The organism is Klebsiella sp. 141162 (genome assembly GCF_050600755.1).
GTDB lineage: Bacteria > Pseudomonadota > Gammaproteobacteria > Enterobacterales > Enterobacteriaceae > Klebsiella > Klebsiella aerogenes.
Genome location: NZ_JAQIRI010000001.1, coordinates 750,304 through 774,097, shown reverse-complemented (window position 1 = coordinate 774,097; position 23,794 = coordinate 750,304). Strand labels below are relative to the sequence as shown.

Here is a 23,794-nt window from a genome sequence, read left to right as displayed (position 1 = left end):
CGCGCCTCAGAACATGGCGCGCAGCAGCGCGCGCAGGAAGGTGCGCACTTCGGTGGCGAAACCGCCGTCCGAGAGGCTTAAAAACAGGATTGCCAGCAGCGTCACGGCAACAATAATAATAATCCGGGTCTTCATAGCGGGTTGCTCCCTGCAGTTTCAGTGGATGATGCATCGGTATTTCCCCAGGCAGGCAGGCTTTGCCATTCACCCGGCGGGGCATCAAAGGGGTGGGCGATCTCCGGCAGGCCGTTCCAGTGCGGATGCAGCGTCTCCCGCGCCAGACGGATCACGCGGCGAAAGCTGTCATCGCCGCCGCGGATCAGTTTTTCCCGCGCTTCGCGGATCAGCGCGAACGCGGCTTCCAGCTGTAGCTGTAACTGCCGGTCCACGCGTTTTACCTGTTCGACGACGGGTTCCCGCGGCAAGCGGTCTTCCGCCTGCTGGATTAAGCGCTGTTTTTCGCTTTGCCAGCGCGTCGCGCAGGCTTCAAGCGCCTCGGTTCGCCGTTTATCATGGATGCGCAGCAGATCCTGAAATGCCAGCGGCAGCGTGGTCTGGGCGCGCTCTTGCCGTGGGATCGGCTCCGCCGCCTGGATGGCGTGGGCATACTCCTCCATCGCTTTTGCCCGATGCCCGGCGAGGTTGAGACAAAAACCGGACATCCGCCAGCCTTCTACGGCAAATACCGGATGTGGAATGGCTTGCGCTTCACCCGCCGCCCGGCGATAGCCTTTCGCCGCCTGGAGATACTCTTTGCGCGCAAACCAGGCGCCGGCCTCGCCAAAAGTGCTTTGGGTACGCAGTTGTCCTTTAAGCGCCGGATCGGCAATTTCGCCGCTGATGTTTTGCGCCTGGCGGTAGTGTTCGACGGCCCGTTGATGATCGTTACCTTTCAACCAACCGCCGGCGATCAGGTTATGCATCATCGCCTGCTGGTCGGCCCAACCGCAGCGCTGGGCGACGCCGAGCGCCATGCCGCCGCGCGCGGCCACCTGCGCGGCGCTGCCTTTTTCCAGCAGCAGCATGGCGTCAGCCAGATAGCGGCGAAACAGCAGGCGATCGGGATTCGGATCGCTCTGCCCGCGCGCGGTTTGGTGCATCACTTTCATACTGTCGACATCATCGGTCAGCAGCCGTACCCTGCGCGGATGCGCCTCATACAGCGGCTGCCAGATCGGTTGCTCAAGGGTGTCGATCAGTAACAGTCTGGCGTTGCACGCCTCCTGCGCCAGCCAGCCGTTCAACCAGCGGTTCAACGCCTTTTCATCGCTGACGGCGGAGGGTTTCAGCACCAACACCAGATAACGTAAATCGTCATGAAATGTCGTCGCAAAATCCTGCAGCAGCTGCCGCAACTGCGCCGGGCTATAGGTCGGAAGAAAGCGTTCGGCATCCCATATAGCGGCATCCGGCGTCGCTTCGTAATGTTCCACAAACTCGCGCCCGAGCGCGTCGCTGTAGCCATAGCTGGTCTCAAACGGCGTGGTTAGCCCCAGCAGCAGATCCGGCAGCGAGCGCCCTTCGGGGTGCTGCTGCAGCGCGATAAAACCATCAAGCAGCGACTCGCCGCCGGCAGGCACCCGCCAGATAAATAAGCGGATCTGCTCCGCCTGCTCGCTGGCGTCCAGCCAGCTAAGCTCAAGCTCGCTCATCACTTTTTCGGTCGGATTCTTCGCCGCGTTCATTCCTTTTCCCTGTCAGGCATTGAGCTCAATCTTCTTACCATTCACCATCACGCCGGCGGCGTTAATGGTGATCGTCGACCCGCCAGCGGTAATCTCCACGCTGCCGTTGCTTATCAGAATGCCGCTTTCACCCACGTTGATATGTACGGTATCGGTAGCGCTGTCGGTTACGCTCCCTTGCGTAAAGCGGGTATCACCGCCGGTGATGCTCAGGGTACGCCCGGCGCCGATCGTCACCTCTTGCTTGCTGGCAATGGTCTGCGTTTGCTTACCGGTCACGGAAATATCGTGATTGCCGGTCACTCCCAGCGTCTGATTGCCGGTGACCTGCACGTTACGGTTCTGCTGGACGCTGACGCTTTCGTTACCCTGCACCTGACGGGTGCGATCCTGTACGACCGTCAGAGACTGCTTGCCTTCGACGGTCGCGGTATGGTTGCTTTTCACCGTGGTGGTATGGTTGCCGCTAATAGTTTCATCGCGGTTCTGCTCAACGCTTAGGGTCTCATTCCCCTTCACGCTCTCGGTACGGTTCTGCTCAACGGTGGTGGTTTCATTACCATTGATGGTTTTGCTGCGATCTTTGCCGACGGTAACGCTTTCATTGCCATCCACCGTGCGGGTTCGATTCTGTTTGATATGACTGGTTTCGTCTTTGCCGACGGTTTTGGTGCGGTTATTGCCGACATCATGGGTCTCGTCGTTTTCGACTTCAGTATCCATGTTGCGCTCGGCGTGCAGCCAGAGCTGCTCTTCGCCGGGTTTATCTTCAAAACGCAGGGCGTTGGCGTTGTCCGGCGAACCATCCTTTGAGCGGCTCATAAAACCCATCTGCGTGGCTGCCGCCGGTAGCGCCCACGGCGGCATACTGGCTTCGTTATAGACGCGGCCAATGACAATCGGCCGGTCCGGCTCGCCGTTAATAAAGTCCACCACCACTTCATCACCGACGCGTGGGATCTGCACCCCGCCGTAACCCTGGCCGGCCCAGGCGCTGGAAACGCGCACCCAACAGGAGCTATTTTCATCGCCCTGGCTTTCGCGGTCCCAGTGGAATTTCACCTTAATCCGGCCATATTTATCGGTCCAGATCGATTCTCCTTTCGGCCCTACCACGCGAGCGGTTTGCGGCCCGTAGGTGCGCGGCCAGTCGGTTTTTGAAGCGGGGACAAATGGCGTTGCGGCGGGAATGACGGTGAACGCGATGCGGTGCTGCGCGATATTTCCACCGCCGGAGGCATACTGATTCTCTTCAAAATCATAGCGGGCGCCCACCACCAGCCATTTAGCGTTATCAGCCATATTGGGCGCATGCGTCAGCGTAAACGTGTGTCCCGGGACGATACCGGTCGCGGTGGCGATACCCTGCGTTTGCTGCTGTTCGGCCTGCCAGGACTGCTGACGAATGCGGGCGTAGGCTTCGCCGTCGCCGTGCTCCATAAAGCGCCCCGGCCAGTCGTAAACGTCGATTTTGCCCGGCGTCGGCGAGACCGGGTTCTGCAGCGTTTGCAGCATCCAGGCGTGGGGCTTGCGAAAATCATAGTCATCGGTGCTGTAAAGCCCCGGCGTGACGACGTGGCTCGCCATCAGCTGGCTGATGCCCTCTTCGCCGACCGCGCCGCCGCCCGGCTGCGCATGCCAGGGAATAGTTTCATAACCGGGGAAGGATTCAGCCTGCTGATAGTCATCCATCAGCACCAGGGTATGGCCGTCTTTATCGTGGCGGAACAGATAGCTAATACCTTCCAGCTCCAGCAAACGGCTGATGAAATGGAAGCTGCTTTCCGCGTACTGCACGCAATAATCCCACTGCCGGTAGCTACGCGTAAGTTTGTCCTCAAACTTAACGTTATGCTCGCTAAACAGTTTGGCCACGATATCCGGCACCCGCTGCTGCTGGAAAATACGGAAGTTGCGGTCGCGCATCATCGGCCAAAAATCGGGTTCCAGCGTGGTCTGATAGACGGCGTAGCGCGTCTCGCCAAGATCTTCGGCGCGCACGGTAACGGCGGTGATTTTGCCGGAAAGATAACGCTCCTGCCCCCATTGGCCGGGGACCGCCACCGTCATGTTTTTGCCAAGCATGGCCTGACGGTCGATAGCAAAATCCTGGCTGAGTAAATCGACCTGAAAGTGGAAAGGTTCGGACAGTTTCTCCTGCCCGCTGAATTTCCAGAATAATAACGAGGAGCTGTCGACAGATGACAGGATCGATATCCGATTAACCATATGGATTCCTTTATGGTACAGGCAGCCGCGGGGCAAATTCCTTAAGATTGATAAATTATCCTGAATATTTATCAGAAGTCATCTCTCTGCCCGATAATTCCCCCAGGAATACTCTTAATTATTCAACTCTGTGCTTTTGTTCATCTTTATACCGTCATTATTAGTAGTGGAGCTTTCTTAACAGGCGTTAATTAGTGGTTTGACTTATTAGCAACGGTAATGAGGTAAGTCTGAAAATAGCCTCCTGGCGCGAAGAAATATGTTTAAACCTGCGCGGACGCTTTAAAATAACCGCGGCTGCGAACTGCCATCACAGCCATTTGCTCACCGGCCAGCTCTTGCATACGGTCGGCCGGTGAGCAATCCCAGCGCGTTAATCGCGCAGACATCCCGGTCTCGTTAATATCAGATCCTTTACCCAGTCATATTCAGATTCTTTTTACATAAAATCGCCGCGCTATTTTCGCCAGCTAAACGGCGAAGTCGTTAATATTAGCGATGAGGTAATCTATTGTTTATCAACCGGCTTCAGACATAAAACCCCCGCCAGCCGGGCGCTGGCGCAGGTTTTGATAAGGTACGCCCCTCTTGATCTCTGCCACCGATCTACAATACTGTATATACATACAGTAAAAATAATCGGTGATCATCATGCAGTTTTTCACACTAACCGAACTACGCCAGATCGTGGCATTACCGCTGTTCAGCGACCTTGTTCCCTGCGGTTTTCCTAGCCCCGCACAGGATTATGTTGAGCGGCGTATCGACTTGAATGAACTGCTGATTCAGCATCCAGGCGCCACCTACTTTGTGAAATCAAGCGGTGACTCAATGATTGGCGCTGGCATTGGCGATGGTGATTTACTGGTGGTGGATAGCTCCCGCAAGGCCGTCCATGGCAGCATCGTTATTGCCGCAGTGGATGGAGAATTCACGGTTAAGCGCCTCCAGTTACATCCTGTTGTCATGCTCAAACCTGACAATCCCGCCTATCAGCCGATTATGCCAGGCAGTGAAGAGTGTCTGGAAATTTTTGGCGTGGTGACCTACATCGTGAAATCGGCGGGCTGATCGTGTTTGCCCTGTGTGATGTGAACTCGTTCTATGCTTCCTGTGAAACCGTCTTTCGCCCGGACTTACGCGGCCGCCCGGTGGTCGTTTTGTCCAATAATGACGGTTGTGTGATTTCACGTTCTGCGGAAGCCAAACCGTTTGTGAAAATGGGTGAACCGTACTTTAAACAAAAAGATATCTTCAGACATCATGGCGTGGTTTGCTTTAGTAGCAACTATGAACTCTACGCCGATATGTCCAACCGGGTAATGACGACGCTTGAAGAGATGTCGCCTCGCTGCGAAAAATACTCCATTGATGAAGTTTTTTGCGATCTTACCGGCGTGCGTAACTGCCGCGTTCTTACCGAGTTTGGACATGAGCTCAGAGCCACGGTGCGGCAACGCACGCACCTGACGGTAGGCGTCGGTATAGCCCAGACAAAAACGCTGGCTAAACTGGCGAATCATGCGGCAAAACGCTGGCAACAGCAGACAGGAGGCGTGGTTGACCTGTCGAATGCGGAGCGGCAAAGAAAATTGATGGCGGCGCTACCGGTGGAAGAGGTTTGGGGAGTGGGTCGACGCATTGCGAAGAAGCTTGAAGCGATGGGGATCCGGACGGTATTGCAGCTGGCTGACACGGATATTCGATTTATCAGAAAACACTTTAATGTCGTACTGGAAAGAACCGTCCGTGAATTACGCGGCGAGCCCTGCCTCGAGCTGGAAGAGTTTGCCCCGGTAAAGCAAGAGATCGTCTGCTCCCGTTCGTTCGGCCATCGCATCACCGAGTACGAAGAAATGCGCCAGGCCATCTGTAGTTACGCCTCCCGGGCAGCAGAGAAACTTCGTCAGGAACATCAATACTGCCGGTTTATCTCCGTCTTTGTAAAAACCTCACCCTTCGCGCCTGACGAACGGTATTACGCCAATAATGCCTCGGTGGCCCTGCTTACCCCAACGCAGGACAGCAGAGATATTATCGCCGCCGCGACGCGTTGTCTGGATGCCATCTGGCAAAGTGGCTGCCGGTATCAGAAAGCCGGGGTAATGCTGGGCGATTTTTATAGCCAGGGCGTCGCGCAACTTAATCTGTTTGACGAAAATGCGCCGCGAAAAAACAGCCAAAAATTGATGGAGGTGCTGGACCGCCTGAATGCAGAAGACGGACGTGGGACGCTTTACTTCGCCGGCCAGGGTATCCAGCAACCGTGGCAGATGAAGCGGGAAATGCTCTCCCCGCGATACACCACCCGATATAGCGATCTGCCCACGGTTAAATGATTCCCCAACAGGCCAAACCTTAAATAAAATCAGGTTTGGCCATCATGGCAAAATGTTGTTGTTTATTTTTTCGACCGCGGTTTGTCGATTCTTTTTGCAATCAATGGTTCGTTAGCATAAATTTCATTTAAATTATTTTGTTGTTCAAAGCGTAACATTGGGCTTTGCATCACGGTAATCGAACTATTTTCATAAGCATAAGGTAATGGCTGAATCAAATGTGGATTCTGTTTATCATAAATACAGACAGGTCTCCCCCCCAAGAGATCAACAAAAATAACCTTATCAAACATAGAATTAGACTTAGATATTAAGTATTCAGACCATTGTCGCAGCCCATTTTTGAAAATAACATTGTCAGTTCCTATTACTTCACTAAAACAGATAAGCACAACCTCTTTAAATACCCCGGCGCAGACGTAGTCATTGAACTTGCTATTCTTTCTGACAACCCCCTCATATATATAATCAACAGGAATTTTAACATCGACCTTTTTATTTGGGGTTTTACTATCTATCCCATGAATAAAATCATTAATTTGGTTATCGACCTTATCTTTGCCAAATTTATCATCCTTTAAATAGCCAAGATCACCACACTTATCGCAAGTAGTAATTTCGATTCCTACCCTAAATGGAACTCGTGATTTACAAAATGCCCTGTGCGGTTTTTTAACATAAATTGCAGCATCCGGTCGGTCAATCTGACTTTTATCAATGCTGTATCCGCCATAAATTTTATGTAGTAATGGCCGGGAAAGTTCCAGTACATGAACTTCAGTTTCTCTTTTATCCATCATGATATCCTTGACATTATTTATTGAAAATAAAAATTGCGCAGCGCGTTTCTCACTTGTCCTTCTGCGGTTGCAGAACAAGTTGATGATGGCTGGCCTCAATGACGCGCGCGCGGTCCGGGTCAAGATCCTCACGGGCAAGCACCAGCTTCCAGTCGTTTTTCGTCAGATCCGGCGCCCGGAACAGCGCCACCACGGCGACATACTGCGCCTGTTCATCCAGCGGCATGGTGAGACTCATCGCCGTTCCCGGTTTGAGCACCAGGCCGCGGCTGGCCAGTTGGTCGTCTTTTAAAATGTCCTCTCCTTCCGCCGCCAGTTGCTGGTACACCGTCTTATCGAAGGTCTTGCGATCTTTCAGCACATAGACCCGCACCATTACCGGCTGGGAGGCGCTGTTATCCTCGCGGTTATCAGTGTTTAACGCATTGCGCGCGCTAAAATCCAGACGCAGCGTTTTCACCTGGCGATAAAATACTGACTTTACGGCGGATGAGGCGCCGTCGCTGATTTTCTGTGTTAGCCCGCAGCCCGCCAGCATGAACGGCAAAATAATCAGTGCGGATAGTTTAAGTGAAGTGATATGCAACACGTTGGTTTCCTTGTGATAATGGTGCAAGCGGCATGCCGCGGTAGCCGCCCAGTTCCGTGGTAAACGTGGCCGGTAAATCCGGCGGAACCGCGTCCCCCTCGATGCCCAGAACGCCGGTGATACCGAGCATAAACGGCGTTTCGCCGAGCACCGGCGCGGGTAACAGCGGCGTGGGAAGCGTTAAGGTGATTTTGGCCTTATAGCGCCAGCCGAGATAAACCCGCAGCAGAACCAGAAAGTCCGCATAGATTTGCCCTTCCGGCATCCAGCCTGCGGCTTCGGCGATATCATCGGTATACAGCGCGATCAGCAACTGGCTGGCAATCTCGCTAGTTTCATCGCCCAGTACCGTATAGCCATCAAGCAGGAAATCGTTATCGCCGTAAAAACCCAGCGGCTGCGCCGGGCACACCGTCCGTGGGCAGTGCGGCGACGCTTCCGCCCGCGTATGGGGCGCCAACAATCGTACCAGCGCCTGAATCCCCTCTTCAGTGCGCGCGGGCAGGCGCATCACGCTGAGTAATGCCAGAAAGCGAGATACCGGCGCGGCAATATGCTGCGCGGTGCCGGGAATGCCCAGCCCGATCAGCCCCAGCAGGCTCTGCGAAGTACGGTCGCGACCGCCGTCTTCAAAGGTTGCCGGATACGAGTATTTGCGCCAGATGCGATAAAACTGGCTCAGAATGCGGTGGTTGAAAATATCGAGAAATGCTTCCTGCGCCTCATGCCCTTCTCTTTGCTGCGCAATATCATCCAGCCAGGCGGTAGGCAACGGCGAATCGACACCGTATAGCCCCATAAAGGTGGTGCGCAGCGTCGGCGGCGCGTCGGGATGCACCTCATCATACTCCACCGCTTTGAGCTCGCTGACCGGAAAACCCATCCCCGGATGCGGGCGAAAGCGTATCGGATCATCCGCCGGGTTCAGCGTGCTGCCTAATGCCGGCGCGCCAGGTCGCGATTTTTCCAGTAGCTGACAGAAGCGGTAAAAGTTGATGCGCTGAATATCCCGCTCAAGCCGCGGGCTCAGCCGGGAATGCGGCGTTTGTGGTTCTCCTGCCATTCGAGACGCTCTCCGGTAGGTTGCAGAATCAGAATCAGACGATTAAACAGGTGGATGTCGGTATACAGGGCAAAGAAGCGGTTGAGCATCTCGCCAAACAGACAGATGTCGCCGTGCCCGGCGAAGCCGTTACCGTCGAGCGTCACTTCTATCTGCACGCCGCGTAGAAAATGCCCCTCGGCAAAACGTTCCACCTCACAGTGGCTCACGTCGACGATCGCCTGCAGGCGACGGCGGTTCATTTCGTTATCCGTCCAGTCATACAACGCCAGCGCGCCGCGCAACACCTCGGCGTTATCCATCATCCACAGGAAGCTGCTGCCGAGATGACTCAACACCCGCCAGTGAAAACGGTCGCGATCCGGTGGATAACACGGCAACGTCGGCGCGGTGAGATTACGCACCTGGAGGCGCGACGTCGTGGATTTGACCACCGTGTCCAGCAGCGTGCTTTGCAGCGCCCGGCGCGGCAGCTGGCCGTTGGTGCCGATCAGGCTCAATGACAGGGTTTCATTCTGCGGCACGCGATGCTGGTCAAACGCCTCGCCGCCCAGCGTCAGCCAGGTATCATGTAGCCCGGACGGGCCACGTTTAACGCGCGTGTGGTAATAATATTCCGGCGCATCATGGCGCAACATGCCGCCTTTGTGGCGAAAACTGGTAAACGGCACATACGCCTGGGTGCCGGAAAGGTGAGAAGAGGTGACGGACTCCACCGAATAGATTTCGGTGTGTCCATCCTGGACGCGCATGGGGCGCAGCAGATACTCACTTTGTAGTGAATCCAGATGCAGCGGGTCCGACTCCAGCGGGAACAGGTTAATAACCGGGGTGCAGTGTAAGCGCAGATGTTTCTCTGACAACGCGTATTCCTGCGGCCACGATTTATCCAGCACCACGTCTATCTCAAACCATCCCGGCGCATCAGGAAACGTCATATTCTCCAGCCCGCACAGCGCGACCGACATAAATTTTTCACGAAAGCTGAAATACTCCAGCAGCAACTGGTAGCCGCTGAACCCGCCGCTTTGAGGCAGCAGCGCCTCATCGTTGGCAAACCCGCAGACGGCAAAATGGGCCGCCAGCGGCCTGCTATCGGCCTCCCCCGCCAGACGTATGCCGATGTGCGCCACGTTCAGGGTCAGCGCTTCATGCAGCGCGCAGGCCAGCGGCGCATCGGCATTCAGGTATAGCGGGATACGGCGCAGGTCGAGCGTGCTCCAGTCAACCAGCTCGCCACAATCAAAACGCAGACAAATCGCCTGGCGGCCATCCGCCAGCGTCCTGATACTGGCGCGGGAGAGCGCGAGCGGCTGTAAGGTTAGCGGCTGGGTCGTGGTGTAACGGCAGCGGGTGCCCGTCTCGCCGATAGGCCGGGAGATCACCTCCGTCCCCTTCTCCAGCCGCTGTGGCTCTTTCATCTCCCGCCAGTCGATGCTGAACTCCACCATCGCCAGCGACGGAATGGTACGTAGATAATGCGGCCAGATCATACTCACCAGCCCGCCGGTCAGCTCCGGCAGGTCGTCGTCGAGCTTTTCGCGCAGCCGCCCCATCAGGAAAGCAAAGCCCTCAAACAGCCGCTCAACATAGGGATCGCGGGCGCCGGCTTTATCGAGGTTTAACGCCGCGGCGCGATCGGGATGGGCGCGGGCAAACTCCTCGCCAGCCTCGCGCAGATAGCGCATTTCAGCGTCAAAATAACGCAGAGTTAAATCGTCCATGGAATATCTCAGATGTCAGAATTAGAAAACTCGCTGCTTGTAAAGCAGCGCTTGCAGAGTGAATGTCGGCCCTTATTCCTCTACGTCACCGTCGGCAAACGGTTCTGCTCGGGGGGCCTCCACGATGAAAATCTGTGTCGGCAACGTGAAGTTTCGCAGTTTCAGCAACGCCAGCGGGCCATCGCCGAGTTCCGTACGCAGTAACCACTGCAGTTGCCGGCTATCCGGCGTATTGACCGTCAGGCGAAACAGCCCATCGCCGATCTGCTGGCGCTTCATTCTCTCCAGCATACGCAGCGTGCCCCACGGGCCGCTGTCGTTCGCCAATAGCCGGGCGCCCGCCGCCGTTGAGCTCCAGGTCAGCATCGCGCCGGGTTTGTTGAACGTCCCCGGCCAGCGGAAACTTTTCCATTCGGCAAGCTGGTTAAAGTAGTGCATATTCTGGCCGTCGAGGGTGAGCTGCGTTTCAACAATACCCGGCGTCGCCACCCCCCGTAGTTCAAACCCCATCCCCTGGCTGCCGTCGGTAAACAGGATGTCGGACAAGGAACTCAGTTGATTAATCGCCTTCAGGAAGGCCGGGTTAAACGTCAGCCCCTGACTGTGCGTGCTATCGGCCACCCAGCGGCTGCCCTCGCGGTTGAGCACGCCACCCAACTGGCTGGTGAGAAACCGATCGATCCGCCCGCTGTCGCGGCGGATAAATGCCGCCAGCATCGGTAGCGAGACATCGTTTTTACCCGCGGCAAACGGATAGCGGCCGTCAAAAGCCGAATGCCAGTTGGCGACCACAGAACGCTGCCACGCCTCGTTGAGGCTGGCCGCCGATGGCTGCAGCACCGTCTCCCAGGCCTGCGTCAGCGGCTGGACGAACATGGTCTGGCCAAAACCGCTCCACTCTTCGCCGAGGCTGGCCGCCACCAGACTGCCGTATTCCTGGGTGTCGGTCAGGTCGACGCTTTTGCCCTGGAACACGGTCTGCGCCAGCTGCTGCATCATCGCCTGCGGGTCGGGGGCGTTTGCCACCTGCTGGAGCCAAAGGCAACTTAAAATAGACATTAAGCAATATAAATCAAATGGTTATACTGCTTTTTGAGACTTGCTTACGTTAAAGATTAACAATATATAACCTCTTATAATTTCAAGAGGTTATATATGAGTTTTGGAGAAAAGGTTTTTAGTGAACTAACTATATTTTTGTTCAAAACCAGCCGTCGCCCTCCCGGTAACTGTTGCATACGGTTACGGGGATCCCAGCGTCGGCATGCATGTAAATTTGATAATGCTTAGTGATTATGTTGCATAGAGGCAAGTTATGTACTATTTTCCCTTATGTCTTCCATGGCCGGATGGGCAATCATGTCAAAAATTGATCTTCTTATTCTTGTTTTTACCTTTGGCATTTCGGCCTTGGGTTATTCCATCTGGCTTCTGATTGAGCATTCACTGAGTTTAATATCAAAAAAAAGTCTGGATAAATGAGATATCTAGTTATTTGCTTGAACTACAACCAGATTCGAATTATAGCCATTACTGCGTAGGAACACACAGCAATGTCAATGATGCTTAAGTTTTTCTTTTTATGGATATTTCTTGTCTTAATAGTTAAAGCTACTATTGAGGCTGGTTTTCTCGATGCGCTGATCATTTGATGTAATCAACTATCGCGCAAATTATCCAGGCGCAGATTTGTTAAATAGTTAAACCATCCTAAGCCTTCACACATTACACCTAGTAACTCTTGCATATGGTTACTGGGTGGTAGCATGTCATTAAATGGCATTATTTGTTGTCTCTTAGACCTGATCTGACACTCTAAAGTCACAGATCCAAACATAATCTGAAAGTCCGCTCCGTGCCAGAAGCGGATGTTACTAACGCCAAGCCATGTTGATTTATGGGGCGTTGGTCACCTTGCGTCGCAGTCTTCAGAAAAGGATTAACTTGTGCTGAATAGTATAGGTTTGTCCGTATATCCGCATATGATTGTTTTCTTTAGAGCATTGTAGTAAAACTACAGATGAAGCGTATTACACCTACCATCTTTTTTGAAAGAACAAGGATTTTTCATCATGAATTATTATCATATTATCGTTGAGACCATTGACAGGGACGCAAATAAAAGATTTATCAAAATAATAGAGTGTGATAGGACGGACTTAGAAGAAATTAAGTCTGAAGTAATAAAGCCATACTCTCAAAAAAAAGAAGTCTACATTGATGGTGCATATTTAAAGTTTGCTACCATTCGCTCGCTTAAAATTAAAAAATCAGATGAGAGTTCTTCTGAACTAACTACTAGAGCAAACAATAATATCCCAGATAATGTCTTTATGTTTATTACGGCTGAAGATGTCATATCAGGCGATGGCTATACCACAGATATAACCAGAGAGTTAATCAAAGAGGTCACTGAAAAAAGTGAAACCACTTCTGGAAAAGAAGTTTCCCCTTTGAGTATTCATGCTGATAACAAGAAAGTTTTCGTGGTACATGGTCAGGATAATGCGATTAAATCAGAAATGGCTAGGTTTCTTGATAAAGCGGGTCTAGAACCTATCATATTGCACGAGCAAGCCAGTTCAAGCAATACAATAATCGAGAAAATAGAAGCGAATAGCGATATCGGTTATGCAGTGGTGCTCTATACACCCTGCGATATTGGGGCAAGGAAAGTTGATAATCCTGACCTCAAATCAAGAGCAAGACAAAACGTGGTATTTGAACATGGTTATTTTATTGGTCGCTTAGGAAGATCCCGAGTCTCTGCTTTGCTAGTAGAAGGTGTTGAAGCACCTAATGATATTAGTGGAGTCGTATACATTGACTTAGATACCCGAGGTGCGTGGAAGATTGACTTGGCTAAAGAGTTGATTGCTGCTGGATATAACATTGACTCTAAGGCATTTATGTAAATAATCACCTCATTTATAATTAAATAACGTATAAATATTTGATGAGCATTATGCTGTATTATCAATAATGCTCATCTATATTATAGTTTCAATTATTCATCATTACTTTATCTTATCCTTGGTGGTAAGAATAGTTATAAACTTCCGTTTATCGCTAACAGAAGACCTTCAGCTCAGTCAGCAAAGTCCGCTTTGTGCCTGAAGCGGACGTGCTGAATATGGTTATAAAAAGGCCGCCAATGCGCCTTTTTACTATCTCTATTTCTTTTTCCGCATTTTAGATACTAGCGTAGTTCTGTTCAAATGAACTACCTAGAAAGTGCAGTTGGGAATTATGCATAAGCTGATAGGCTAATCCCTATCGAAACTCAGCAGTCCAATGTAAAATTTAAGTACCACTTTATTGGGTCGATGAAATATTTTATTAAAGCGTTCTCATCGATACCGGCATTTCCAGATCAATTATATTACCAGTTTGTCTAAAGGTAGGCTCATAAGTTACCAAGAAATCGTGCGTATAAGCATGCATACCTTCAAATGTGAACTGGCCAGTAATTCGACTTCTCACACTATTCCCATTAGAAAGCATCAGCTCGGTATTTGCAGTAAGAATAAGTGCACCGTCTACCTGACGGGAAAAATATTGTGTGTACGGTTCAATACTTATTACGTCTAAAGGAATCCCGTCTGTAAAGCCATTAATAAACGTATGATAGTTTATTCCTTGCTCCGAGAGTGTCGCTGTTCCAACTTGGGTGAGGATAGTTCCAGGGTAGTCAGGAAAGGTGTAGATACGTGCAGAGCGAATTATTCCATTCCCGCCTGCTAAAGAAAAAAAATTTCTAGCCGCCTTGTTTTTAGATATTGCGAAGCTAGAGGATTTAGTACTTGCATTACTAAGTGACAAAAGTTTTGGTGAGAAGCCTGAGGGGCATTGTGTGGTAATGAACTGGCAGCGGAGAACCCCATCAGAACCAAACACTCCTCTTGTTTCAGACTCGTATTGCTGTCCATTAATTAGCCCTTCGTTACGGCCATCAAATCTGTAGTTCTTCCCACTCAGGTCAGCCAACAAATTGGCTGCCTGGATTCCATGCATACTGAACATATTCGCCATTCTGATATCTCCTGTAGCAAAGACGCCGATCTAACAATTTTATGTGCAGTAATTGTAGTAGCACATGTTTGAACCGGATACTCCAACAATAAGATTTATATATAACTCTATGTTTGCGTTGTGGTTTGGGTAACGAAGAAAGTCTCACTGGCGACCCATCGGGACTTTTTCATTTACGTAGCTAAAGAAAAATCCTCCGGTATTAACAAAAGGCTTTTGAAGTTGGTGGCGATCCAACATCCCACTCTGAATACTCAATCTGATTCTAAACCTTTGCACTGAAACACAACGAAGGGGGACGTGAGTCCATCTTGTCATGAGATCTCACCTGACATGTCGATTCTGATACATTACGCTTATATCATGAGCGTCGTTGAGAGGATCAGGCGTCAATGAACAAAATAATTCTAACTCTGGTTGTTGCTATTATCTCTTTTTATGCCCTGCCTGCATTCTGTGAGCAGGGTCTTGAACTGGTTCCTACGGGTTATAAAACAGCAAAGGGTAGCACCCTTGAAATAACAAATTTACCTAAACTAAGATCGCAAGACTCGGAGCCAGAGACATAATGTCCGCTCCTCGCTCAAAGCAGACCCAATGACCACGTAGCCTGTCCGTTGCGTGCCAAAACCGAACCTTGTCGGATTCAAATTCGCATCCTTATTTTTGGAAATAGCATTATTTGTTCATCTAAAAATGCGACTGTTCAATATATACCCAACCTCGAATTAAACGAGTTTATGACTACATTTAATTAGTGAAAAGTTGTGTCTTACCGCCTCAAACAGTCTGAAATGAACTTAAATCAGTATACACATAACTAACAAATGTATATCTATATTTTCCAAAAGCCTATAATTATCAATATGTTCATGTCTTCCCCTTGCTGAATGTAAATTTTTTGTTATATTCATTTGTAGATGTAAATGCACTTAACCCATCACATGATTTTGATGTCACATCCGATGAGGAATTTATGAAATTGACCCCCGTAGTGAAAGGATTAGCCATTGCCGGCTTGCTATCATCGATTAGCTTGTCTGCATGGGCGGAAGTCGTGGCAAAAGAAGCGACCGCCGCCACCAAACAAGCCAACGACGCCCTCTATAACCAACTCCCCTTCTCCGACAACACCGATTTTACCAATGCTCATAAAGGTTTTATTGCCGCACTACCGACCGAAGTGATTAAAGGTGAACAAGGTAACGTCGTGTGGGACCCGCAGCAGTATTCTTTCATTAAAGAAGGTGAAAAAGCCCCGGACACCGTCAACCCGAGCCTGTGGCGGCAGTCGCAGCTGATTAACATCAGCGGCCTGTTTGAGGTGACCGACGGCGTCTACCAGATCCGAAATCTGGACCTTTCCAACATGACCATCATCGAAGGTAAAGAAGGCATTACCGTCGTTGACCCGCTGGTATCAGCGGAAACCGCAAAAGTGGGCATGGATCTGTATTACAAAAACCGCGGTAAGAAACCCGTTGTCGCCGTTATCTACACCCACAGCCACGTTGACCACTACGGCGGCGTGCGCGGCGTGGTTGATGAAGCGGATGTGAAATCCGGCAAAGTAAAAATCTACGCGCCGGCCGGCTTTATGGAAGCGGCTGTAGCGGAAAACATTATGGCCGGTAACGTGATGAGCCGCCGAGCCAGCTATATGTACGGCAACCTGCTGAAACCGTCGGCTACCGGTCAGGTCGGCGCCGGCCTTGGCACCACCACATCGGCGGGTACCGTTACCCTGATTGCCCCAACCAATATCATTGAAAAAGACGGGCAGAAAGAAGTCATTGACGGTCTGACCTATGACTTCATGCTGGCGCCAGGTTCGGAAGCGCCGTCGGAAATGCTGTGGTTCATTGAAGAGAAAAAACTGATTGAATCCGCGGAAGACGTGACACACACCCTGCACAACACCTATTCGCTGCGCGGCGCGAAAATCCGCGAACCACTACCGTGGTCGAAGTACATCAACGAAGCAATTGTGCGCTGGGGCGACAAGGCCGAGATTATTATGGCTCAGCACCACTGGCCGACCTGGGGCAACGAAAACGTAGTCAACCTGCTGAAGAGCCAGCGTGACCTGTATCGTTACATTAACGACCAGACTCTGCGTATGGCTAACGAAGGGCTGACCCGCGATGAAATCGCCGCTAAATTCAAACTACCGGATAGCCTTGCCAACACCTGGGCTAACCGCGGTTATTACGGCTCTGTCAGCCACGACGTGAAAGCCACCTACGTGCTGTATCTCGGCTGGTTCGACGGCAACCCGGCCACCCTCGACGAACTGCCGCCGGAAGAAGCGGCGAAGAAATTCGTCGATTACATGGGCGGCGCCGATGCCATCATGAAGAAAGCGAAAGAGGATTATGACCAGGGTAACTACCGCTGGGTAGCCCAGGTCGTCAGCAAAATCGTCTTCGCCGATCCGAAAAACCAGGATGCGCGTAATCTGGAAGCGGATGCGCTGGAGCAGTTAGGCTACCAGGCGGAATCCGGCCCGTGGCGTAACTTCTACCTGACAGGCGCGCAGGAACTGCGTAACGGCGTGGTGAAAGGTCCTACCCCGAACACCGCCAGCCCGGATACCGTGCGCGCAATGACACCAGAAATGTTCTTCGACTATCTGGCGGTGCACATCAACGGCGAGAAAGCGGGTAACGCGAAATCGGTCTTTAATATCGATCTCGGCAGCGACGGCGGCAAGTATAAGCTGGAGCTGGAAAACGGCGTACTGAACCATACCGCCAACGCGGAAGCGAAAGATGCCGATACCACTATCGCCCTCAAGCGCGCCACCCTGAATAAGATCATCCTCAAAGAGGAGACACTGAAACAGGCCGTCGATAGCGGCGACGCGAAAATCACCGGTAACGCCGATAAGCTCAATGAAATGCTGGGCTATATGGACAAGTTCGAATTCTGGTTCGATATCGTTACTCCATAACTGATTTAACGCCTAAATTGGTATCTAAGTCCAGACATAAAGTCTGGACTTTTTTTGCCATAAGATTTGCATACCCATTATTTTCCCACCCCTTCAGGTTTAAATTTGAACGCAATCTGAACGGATTCAACCCTGACGAAATGTTCGCATAACGAAAATTCTCGCTGTGTATTGATTTAAGTGTTGAACTTGGTATGCGGTGGTTGTGGGATTGCGCTTTGCTTCATTTACAGGACGTTAGAGAGTAGTTAGCGGTGAGAAATGGATGGCGGTCATACAACGAGAAGAACTGACCAACAAGTTGGCAGGTATGACTAAGTAGTTTCTACTCTCACATTTGTGAGTATGACCTTCAACAATAGAATCTGGACAAATGATCACTATGTCATTGATATATAGTGCCCATGAAATAGGCACTATGTTATAGTGGTCAAATTATCAGTTCCTAAAGGAAAGGGGTTGGAGTGGAACTCAAACATAATACAAGAAACTTAAGTTTCGATTTTTTCAGAGGTATTATGGCTATACTTGTAGCCATAGGACACTTTTACTATTGGAATAACAATTATAATTTCCCACACTCATTTATATTAGCCGTGGATTTCTTCCTGGTTTTAAGTGGTTTCGTTCTCGCTAAGTCGATTCTAAACAAAGATACTTTTTGCTCTATAACATTCGCAAAGAAGCGTTACATCAGATTGGCCCCAGTTTATCTTTTTTGCGCTCTACTTACAGCGTTATCGGCCATCATTTTAAAAGGAACTCCAATACCGACCTTCTCTGAGATAGTAAAAATAATTGGAATAGCACAAATCATTCCATTTGATTCAAAGGAAGGTTTTGCATATATTGGAAGCTTAGCAATTTCTTGGACTATTTCCGCAGAACTATGGTTGGGAATAGTCATATTCCCAGCGGTATATTTTTTACATAAGCATGCAAAACCGCTACTATTCCCATCACTTTTAATTGCAATACTTTATTCATTTTTGGTCATAAATAAAGAATCTCCAAACTACATGGACATTCAATATGATAACTATAACCGTTATATAATGTTTGGTTTAATCCGCACATTACTTGACTACTCACTTGGAATATTATCATTCGTTGTACTAGACAAAATAAAAATTTTAAAATATGACAAAGTTAATTCAGCATTACAAGTGGCGGTGATTATTTTATATTTAAGCCTATTCTCTGACTTAGGATATGAAAGAGCAAATGAAATTTTTGCCCCTTTTATATTTTCAATATTCATTTGCTCGCTTGGCACTGAAAAGGGGATTATATATCGATTGCTGTCAGGAAGAATAAGTGCTTTCCTAGGCGATATCTCTTACCCTAGTTACATGATACATATTCTATTACTGTATGTAATGACAAGAACTTTATCCATGCCGCTCAACTGGTTAACAACAATAATTTTTGTCACTCTATTAATAGTAATATCCAAGCTAATAAACATATGCATTGAAAAGCCTTTTATGCGTTTTTTATAAAAACGAACTTGTTATTACATCACTACTATTTAGTCTGGCCTTACAGGCCAGACTATTTCAGGCGCATCATCGAAATTTATTCTACTCACCAAAACCCTGAATTTTTTCCATTCCCTTAAAGATTCCAAATCATGTTCTGTTGCTATATTTAAATCTACTGCATCTTGTAGGGGAGTGATTTTTTCATTAGCAACACCTAATAATTCTGCAACCTTCTTTTTTGCTTCACCGATATGTTGTTCTTTCGTTAGTGGCGGAAGATCCACCCACACAGGAAAACCGTTGTAGTCACACCCTCTCTGTTTTCCTTTTGGTGGTATCGCTGTGTATTTTAAAAAAACACCTTCACTTACATCTACGCCATCTTCTGGCCAAACTCCCGCTTGTTGATATTCGGGCTTCATTTCAATTGGGTAAAAACTATTCGTGTTCCCATCATAAACATATCTCATGCGTATTCATCCATTTCAATAATTATTTAGTACCCTACCGCGATATAGGTTGCGGTAACACTTCCTGCTGAATTGCTTTGTAACTTAAACCCCCAACGACTCCGGTTAGAAGCGCCAGTAGCCCAGGCTGCCACTCCAGAATCGCTAGCAGCTACCGCCGTACACGAGTTTGGAAATGCTATTGGAAATGTAATGTCTGTACCTGAAACTCCGGATATAGTTCCCCACTGAGTAATAAACCCAGTTACAGAATCCTTAAACCAGCCACTGGTAGACTTATTTACCTGGTTCCGCATATTACCAATATAGTTACTCAGTGAACCATTCCATAATGGTCCCTGAATGTCACCCTGAATAACAGCATCGCCATTATCTCTGAACTCAAACCATTTATCGTTAACTGCACCTACCACATGAAACGATAATGCGTAATATTGACCAATTTGTTCTGTAAAACCTAAATCAGCAGACGTATTGTTAACTCCAGTAATTCGATATCCACGTGTAAATCGTGAGTTATTAGCAACAGGCCCAACTCCACTTTTAATGACATACTCTTCACTGGTATTGGCTATACTACCTGTTGCCGTTAATTTAGCTACTGTAGTATTCCCCTTGAGTAGCGTAATTCCACCTACAGTTAAACCTTTATTATCTAATATTGATTGCGTAATAATTCTGGGGTTAGCTCCCTGATTTTCCTGTTCACCGTAGCAAAGGTCTCCTTCAAGATTGATTCCAAGGCGTTTCGTACTCATCCCCTGAAGTTGAAACCCGATCGATAAATTAGCATTAGCTGAAGGGCGACGGAGCACCAGAGGCGTATGCTGTACCCCTGAGATATCCAGCGTAACATCCGTCGTTGCATTGCTGGAATTATTGATTGACTGCTTGGCCCCCCATGTATTGCTCACGTTTAATACAGGAACTTTATCCCCACTGGTGCCGGTATCCTTTATCGCCGCACTACCCAGCCCGAGGTTCTTACGCGATTCTGCCTTATTATTAACATCATTAAGATTGGCATCCTGCCGCAGGAAAAGCCCATCCCCGGTAGCAACCTTAAGTTCTATATCAGCGGTTTCATTCACCGCCAGGCGAAACTGTAACCGGACACTCACCCCACTTTCGGGTTTCTCGATGGCTGCACAGTTCCCGACGGCATACAGTTCTCCGCTGTCTGTCAGAAGACCCACTTCACGGACGGTAAAACCGCCGATATCAGCAGGCAATACCAGCTGCGCAATAAACTGATTATCCTGCTCAGGGGAAACCGCCAGCGAGGATATTGCACCTCGATAAACCTCATGAACAAGGGTAGTGTTTGCCGGGTCTGGCGTAACCGCTTGCCCGCTCCCGTCGCCAATCACAAAATCCTTCAGGATAACCGGCTTCCCGCTGGCCGCGGATTCGGCCTCAAGCGCCTTTCCACGGTTTGTCAGTATGCTGTAATATTTCTCAGACATTTTCTGTTTTTACCTCAATCACAATATCGATATAGCTGGTCACGGCGCCACCCGCATAGAAGTTCCCGTTTGAGCCTAAATCCGCGATGACGTCGATCCCGCTCATCCAGCTGCGCAAGTTTTTGGCTTTATCCACCTGCCGGCGGATCTTGCTGTAAAGCGCAGCATCAATTTCCTGCTGGCTGTAAACCTCTATCCTGAAGGTGTAGGGAGCCTTACGGGGCGTTTCTTCCCACCATTCAACAACGGTGGTTGGCAGACTGACGGCACTCAATGACCGCCTCACTGCACCGGCGGTCCCCCTGTGCTGGTGTACATAGGCTGCATCACGGATAACCTGTCTTTTTTCCTGCTCCGTCCAGCTGTCATCCCAGAAATCCACGGCAAATTCCCAGGCCAGCCACGGCAACAAATGGAGCGGGCAGGTGTCCGGATTTTTCACTTCCCGGACCATATCAGTGTCGAGGGCCCGGATCTGTTCCCGTCCGGCCTGCTCCTGTGCCCTCTCCTGATGAAGTGATGCAGGAGGAAGCAGGGAGCGAAATTTATCGGCCACCTGTTGCCTCCTGTTTTCGGGTCACATTGATGGCAGTACACCATGGTGCCTTCCCTGCTTCCGGTTCGATATCCGCAACCGGGCTGCTCAGCCGTATCCTGACCACCCCCGCCTGTCTCAGTGCGGCATAAAATGCATCCAGCGACACCAGCATTCTGATTCTGTGCGAAAGTTCGGTGTACGACGTCACCACCCTTATCGCATTCTGAAGCACAGTCTGCGCGTCAGGGCCATCCGGGATTTCCAGCTCAGCCGTAACCTCATAAGGAATATTCACGGCACTTTTCACGCTGACAAAATCCGTCAGCGGGCGTACCTCGTCGGCGTTCAGGGTATCCGCAACCTTGTCCAGCAGGGCTTGCGGTGCAATGTCATCACCCGAACGGGAAAGCACATACACATCCACTTCACCCGGCCGGCCATGCGTCTCCGGGCCATAGGCATCCGCATCCAGAACGTCAGCGCCCGCAGATTTGGCAAAAAAACGGTAAGCATTACGCGCGCCGGCAGTGTTCAGTTGCGCCCAGGACAACTGGATACGCTCACGAAAAGCATCATCATCTTCCAGTACCGCTTCAACGGGAGGTACCGCCCCGGGATCGGCTGGCGTGGTAACAAACCGCTGGACGTTAAAAGCCGCGCCAATCTGATCCAGATCGCTCCCCTGAGCACTGGCAAGAAATACCGCTCTGACCGCATCGTTCACGCGCTGGAAAGCGAGAGTCAGCTGATAAGCATTAACCTCGCCCTGTTTGTACGTCGGGTCAGACTCCACCAGCGCATCAAACGTCGAATCGAGTGCCCGAAGACGTGCCAGCCAGCGAGAAAAAATAGTGGCCGCATCCGGTACCACAATGGCATCAGGAACGGCCAGTTCAGACAGGTTAATCACGTCATAGCTGCTTGCCATAAACGGGTATGCCTCCAGTGGTTACAGGTGAAAGATTCTCTTTATTGATCCCCTCTATATCGACGATGCACCCGGAATCATTATCCGGAAAGGAGACCACAACGCGGGTGACTTTCAGCCGTGGCTCCCATCTGGCAAGCGCCGATGCCGTCGCGGCAATGATCCGTAACCGGGTGAGGTCATCACGTGGATTGTCCACTAAGGCAAACAAATCACTGCCGTAATCCCGAACCAGCACCCGGCTACCGACTGGCGTATTCAGTATGTCGCTCACCGACTGGCGCAAATGCGCCGCACCGGACAGACGTTTGCCAGTCCGGCAGTTCACACCGTTCATCATGATTTCCCGTATGGTTTCGCCGTCAGGCGGAGAGTTAGCCGAAGTAATCCGGGCCGGTCTTACCTTTGCCGCCGGATTTTTTTGCTGGTTTGGCCGGTTTATGAATATCCACCACCAGATTCCAGGTATAACTGAGCCCGGCGGAAGTGAGGGAATACACCAGCGATTCCACCACCCAGGCCCTGTCTTCACGGGAACCAAATCCCGATGTGGTGACCGATGATTCAGCAGTCAGGGGAATGTGCTTCGGGCGACACGGCCCGGTCACCGTCATTTTTTGTTCATTTCGCCTGGCCTGTGTTTTTCTGGCTTTTGCCTGTTGATCGGCGGTGGATTTCGCAGGTTGGGTAAAGGGGTTGGCGAGAGACGGCCCATCGTGATCCACGGTGGTGGTTTTGGTTTTACCATCCACTTCATCGTAGTAACGCACGCAGATCTTGCCGGCAGGCTTGCCACTCTTGCCCGTGGCTTTTCCTGTCGAGCTGCCACGTTCCCCTTCGCTGTATGACCAGTTTGAGACTTCTTCCGGTGTCACGGTCACACCGCCAGTCTGCTCCCCTGAAACGTTTGCCGTCGCGCCCTGCAGCAGAAAGAGCCAGTATCCTCCTGAAGGTTTGCTGACGGCATTACAGGTGCGGGCCAGCCTGGACAGCAGATTCGCATCCGATTCAGCCACCTGATCCACATGGTCAATATGGATGTCGGCCAGCTCACTGGCCACGCGGGCAATCAACCCGTTATCCGTTGCCACCGTTTTAACGATGTCGGCCAGACGCAGGTTATCCCAGCTGCGGGTCTTCTGGCTGAGTACATCGCCGGGTTGCTTCTGGGCGTTCATCGGTGCAGCCGTCGCATAGATTTCAATACGCCGCGGTGGGCCACTGCTGCCCACCCCCGCAACAACAAACCAGCCTTTGTCGGTAAGCTGGTCATTAAACCCCAGCCCCACCCGCAGGCGGGCACCTTTGGCCGGCAGTGCCATGGTTTCCGAATGAATGGTAATCTTCAGTTCATCCGCTTTCGCGGTGGCACCGCCATAATCGGTCAGGGTGAGCTCCACCAGTCGTTCCTGCAGCGCTCGCGTAATATCTTTCCCTTCCGCGCTGACGCTGAACGCCGGCGCATATTCGGGTGAAACACTCTGCGCCATATCA

General features: G+C 50.6%; 19 protein-coding genes and 1 pseudogene. 5 read left to right on the top strand and 15 right to left on the bottom strand.

Annotated elements, in window-relative coordinates:
* Nucleotides 1–6 precede the first annotated feature (6 nt).
* The 3 genes from PGR23_RS03615 to PGR23_RS03605 are packed head-to-tail and all read right to left on the bottom strand — an operon-like array spanning nt 7 to nt 3,914.
* Nucleotides 7–135: a hypothetical protein gene (locus tag PGR23_RS03615; RefSeq protein ID WP_015366119.1), complete on the bottom strand. Its 129-nt coding sequence runs from the start codon at nt 133–135 to the stop codon at nt 7–9.
* Complete coding sequence (locus PGR23_RS03610; protein ID WP_320482671.1) at nt 132–1,685, bottom strand: hypothetical protein; 1,554 nt, start codon at nt 1,683–1,685, stop codon at nt 132–134. The genes PGR23_RS03615 and PGR23_RS03610 overlap by 4 nt, the downstream gene beginning before the upstream one ends.
* A 12-nt stretch (nt 1,686–1,697) precedes the next feature.
* The gene (locus PGR23_RS03605; RefSeq protein WP_396279593.1) at nt 1,698–3,914 is read right to left on the bottom strand and encodes a type VI secretion system Vgr family protein; all 2,217 of its coding nucleotides are present in this window, start codon (nt 3,912–3,914) and stop codon (nt 1,698–1,700) included.
* 651 nt (nt 3,915–4,565) lie between these two features.
* On the opposite strand from PGR23_RS03605, the gene PGR23_RS03600 reads away from it, so the two are divergent.
* Both PGR23_RS03600 and PGR23_RS03595 read left to right on the top strand, forming a co-directional pair.
* Nucleotides 4,566–4,985, top strand: coding sequence for a translesion error-prone DNA polymerase V autoproteolytic subunit (locus PGR23_RS03600; protein ID WP_015705808.1), 420 nt, complete (start codon nt 4,566–4,568; stop codon nt 4,983–4,985).
* 2 nt (nt 4,986–4,987) lie between these two features.
* The gene (locus PGR23_RS03595) at nt 4,988–6,253 is read left to right on the top strand and encodes a Y-family DNA polymerase (RefSeq protein WP_047066916.1); all 1,266 of its coding nucleotides are present in this window, start codon (nt 4,988–4,990) and stop codon (nt 6,251–6,253) included.
* 62 nt (nt 6,254–6,315) lie between these two features.
* Here PGR23_RS03595 and PGR23_RS03590 read toward each other — a convergent pair whose 3' ends face one another.
* The 5 genes and pseudogenes from PGR23_RS03590 to PGR23_RS03570 all read right to left on the bottom strand — a co-directional run.
* A complete protein-coding gene (locus tag PGR23_RS03590; RefSeq protein ID WP_430915605.1) occupies nt 6,316–7,053 on the bottom strand; it encodes a hypothetical protein in 738 nt (245 codons plus the stop codon).
* Nucleotides 7,054–7,102: 49 nt separating this feature from the next.
* Nucleotides 7,103–7,642 (bottom strand): type VI secretion system lipoprotein TssJ, encoded by a 540-nt coding sequence (gene tssJ, locus PGR23_RS03585; protein ID WP_348876458.1) that lies wholly within the window; start codon nt 7,640–7,642, stop codon nt 7,103–7,105.
* Nucleotides 7,620–8,705 (bottom strand): type VI secretion system baseplate subunit TssG, encoded by a 1,086-nt coding sequence (tssG, locus tag PGR23_RS03580; protein ID WP_396279591.1) that lies wholly within the window; start codon nt 8,703–8,705, stop codon nt 7,620–7,622. The genes tssJ and tssG overlap by 23 nt, the downstream gene beginning before the upstream one ends.
* A complete protein-coding gene (tssF, locus tag PGR23_RS03575) occupies nt 8,669–10,429 on the bottom strand; it encodes a type VI secretion system baseplate subunit TssF (RefSeq protein ID WP_396279590.1) in 1,761 nt (586 codons plus the stop codon). Before tssF ends, tssG begins: the two co-directional genes overlap by 37 nt.
* Before the next feature lie 72 nt (nt 10,430–10,501).
* Nucleotides 10,502–11,470, bottom strand: a pseudogene (locus tag PGR23_RS03570) (type VI secretion IcmF C-terminal domain-containing protein); the annotation flags it as partial.
* 1,031 nt (nt 11,471–12,501) lie between these two features.
* Here PGR23_RS03570 and PGR23_RS03565 point away from each other — a divergent pair.
* On the top strand, nt 12,502–13,344 hold the full coding sequence (locus PGR23_RS03565; RefSeq protein WP_142470325.1) for a TIR domain-containing protein: 843 nt from the start codon (nt 12,502–12,504) through the stop codon (nt 13,342–13,344).
* 424 nt (nt 13,345–13,768) lie between these two features.
* Here the strand turns inward: PGR23_RS03565 and PGR23_RS03560 are convergent, their stop codons facing one another.
* A complete protein-coding gene (locus PGR23_RS03560) occupies nt 13,769–14,461 on the bottom strand; it encodes a hypothetical protein (RefSeq protein ID WP_142470324.1) in 693 nt (230 codons plus the stop codon).
* Between the two features lie 976 nt (nt 14,462–15,437).
* Between PGR23_RS03560 and PGR23_RS03555 the strand changes: the two genes are divergently transcribed.
* Nucleotides 15,438–17,414 carry an alkyl/aryl-sulfatase gene (locus tag PGR23_RS03555; protein ID WP_430915604.1) on the top strand — a complete coding sequence of 659 codons (1,977 nt, stop codon included), beginning with the start codon at nt 15,438–15,440 and terminating at the stop codon, nt 17,412–17,414.
* Nucleotides 17,415–17,878: 464 nt separating this feature from the next.
* Nucleotides 17,879–18,916 carry an acyltransferase family protein gene (locus tag PGR23_RS03550; RefSeq protein WP_430915603.1) on the top strand — a complete coding sequence of 346 codons (1,038 nt, stop codon included), beginning with the start codon at nt 17,879–17,881 and terminating at the stop codon, nt 18,914–18,916.
* 29 nt (nt 18,917–18,945) lie between these two features.
* Here PGR23_RS03550 and PGR23_RS03545 read toward each other — a convergent pair whose 3' ends face one another.
* From PGR23_RS03545 to PGR23_RS03520, 6 genes are read right to left on the bottom strand one after another with little or no spacing between them, the layout of a single operon-like run.
* Complete coding sequence (locus tag PGR23_RS03545) at nt 18,946–19,368, bottom strand: tail fiber assembly protein (protein WP_430915602.1); 423 nt, start codon at nt 19,366–19,368, stop codon at nt 18,946–18,948.
* 26 nt (nt 19,369–19,394) lie between these two features.
* Complete coding sequence (locus PGR23_RS03540) at nt 19,395–20,834, bottom strand: phage tail protein (protein ID WP_430915601.1); 1,440 nt, start codon at nt 20,832–20,834, stop codon at nt 19,395–19,397.
* Complete coding sequence (locus PGR23_RS03535) at nt 20,827–21,390, bottom strand: phage tail protein I (protein WP_430915600.1); 564 nt, start codon at nt 21,388–21,390, stop codon at nt 20,827–20,829. Before PGR23_RS03535 ends, PGR23_RS03540 begins: the two co-directional genes overlap by 8 nt.
* On the bottom strand, nt 21,380–22,300 hold the full coding sequence (locus PGR23_RS03530) for a baseplate assembly protein (protein WP_430915599.1): 921 nt from the start codon (nt 22,298–22,300) through the stop codon (nt 21,380–21,382). The genes PGR23_RS03535 and PGR23_RS03530 overlap by 11 nt, the downstream gene beginning before the upstream one ends.
* Nucleotides 22,284–22,637, bottom strand: a complete 354-nt coding sequence (locus PGR23_RS03525; RefSeq protein WP_430915616.1) for a GPW/gp25 family protein — start codon at nt 22,635–22,637, stop codon at nt 22,284–22,286. The genes PGR23_RS03530 and PGR23_RS03525 overlap by 17 nt, the downstream gene beginning before the upstream one ends.
* Nucleotides 22,638–22,674: 37 nt before the next feature.
* Nucleotides 22,675–23,790 carry a contractile injection system protein, VgrG/Pvc8 family gene (locus PGR23_RS03520; RefSeq protein ID WP_430915598.1) on the bottom strand — a complete coding sequence of 372 codons (1,116 nt, stop codon included), beginning with the start codon at nt 23,788–23,790 and terminating at the stop codon, nt 22,675–22,677.
* Nucleotides 23,791–23,794: the final 4 nt, after the last annotated feature.

Coding starts and splice junctions, on each gene's coding strand:
- PGR23_RS03615 (WP_015366119.1), bottom strand. CDS start 135: ATGAAGACCCGGATTATTATTATTGTTGCCGTGACGCTGCTGGCAATC.
- PGR23_RS03610 (WP_320482671.1), bottom strand. CDS start 1,685: ATGAACGCGGCGAAGAATCCGACCGAAAAAGTGATGAGCGAGCTTGAG.
- PGR23_RS03605 (WP_396279593.1), bottom strand. CDS start 3,914: ATGGTTAATCGGATATCGATCCTGTCATCTGTCGACAGCTCCTCGTTA.
- PGR23_RS03600 (WP_015705808.1), top strand. CDS start 4,566: ATGCAGTTTTTCACACTAACCGAACTACGCCAGATCGTGGCATTACCG.
- PGR23_RS03590 (WP_430915605.1), bottom strand. CDS start 7,053: ATGATGGATAAAAGAGAAACTGAAGTTCATGTACTGGAACTTTCCCGG.
- tssG (WP_396279591.1), bottom strand. CDS start 8,705: ATGGCAGGAGAACCACAAACGCCGCATTCCCGGCTGAGCCCGCGGCTT.
- tssF (WP_396279590.1), bottom strand. CDS start 10,429: ATGGACGATTTAACTCTGCGTTATTTTGACGCTGAAATGCGCTATCTG.
- PGR23_RS03565 (WP_142470325.1), top strand. CDS start 12,502: ATGAATTATTATCATATTATCGTTGAGACCATTGACAGGGACGCAAAT.
- PGR23_RS03560 (WP_142470324.1), bottom strand. CDS start 14,461: ATGGCGAATATGTTCAGTATGCATGGAATCCAGGCAGCCAATTTGTTG.
- PGR23_RS03555 (WP_430915604.1), top strand. CDS start 15,438: ATGAAATTGACCCCCGTAGTGAAAGGATTAGCCATTGCCGGCTTGCTA.
- PGR23_RS03545 (WP_430915602.1), bottom strand. CDS start 19,368: ATGAGATATGTTTATGATGGGAACACGAATAGTTTTTACCCAATTGAA.
- PGR23_RS03540 (WP_430915601.1), bottom strand. CDS start 20,834: ATGTCTGAGAAATATTACAGCATACTGACAAACCGTGGAAAGGCGCTT.
- PGR23_RS03530 (WP_430915599.1), bottom strand. CDS start 22,300: ATGGCAAGCAGCTATGACGTGATTAACCTGTCTGAACTGGCCGTTCCT.
- PGR23_RS03525 (WP_430915616.1), bottom strand. CDS start 22,637: ATGAACGGTGTGAACTGCCGGACTGGCAAACGTCTGTCCGGTGCGGCG.
- PGR23_RS03520 (WP_430915598.1), bottom strand. CDS start 23,790: ATGGCGCAGAGTGTTTCACCCGAATATGCGCCGGCGTTCAGCGTCAGC.